At 62.7% G+C, this 397-nt stretch carries 1 protein-coding gene; it reads right to left on the bottom strand.

What is annotated here, in order from left to right; all coding sequences use genetic code 11:
- Positions 1-397: AAA family ATPase (locus tag RVY79_RS17795; RefSeq protein WP_317465837.1), on the bottom strand; the 397-nt coding region annotated here is incomplete at both ends.

Here is a 397-nt window from a genome sequence, read left to right as displayed (position 1 = left end):
GTCATCACGATCACCGTGTTCTTGAAGTCCACCGTGCGGCCCTGGCCATCGGTCAGGCGGCCATCGTCCAGCACCTGCAGCAGCACGTTGAAGACGTCCGGGTGGGCCTTCTCGACTTCATCCAGCAACACCACGCTGTACGGCTTGCGACGCACGGCTTCGGTCAGATAACCGCCTTCCTCATAGCCGACGTAGCCCGGGGGCGCACCGATCAAACGGCTCACGGAATGCTTCTCCATGAACTCGCTCATATCGATGCGGATCAGGTGCTCTTCCGAATCGAACAGGAACCCGGCCAGCGCCTTGCACAGCTCGGTCTTGCCGACACCCGTCGGGCCCAGGAACAGGAACGAGCCGTAGGGCTTGTTCTCGTCCGAGATACCGGCGCGCGAGCGGC

Source organism: Chromohalobacter sp. HP20-39, from assembly GCF_033052815.1.
GTDB lineage: Bacteria > Pseudomonadota > Gammaproteobacteria > Pseudomonadales > Halomonadaceae > Chromohalobacter.
The sequence above is the reverse complement of the archived record's forward strand: the minus strand, read 5'-3'. Positions and strand labels throughout refer to the sequence as shown.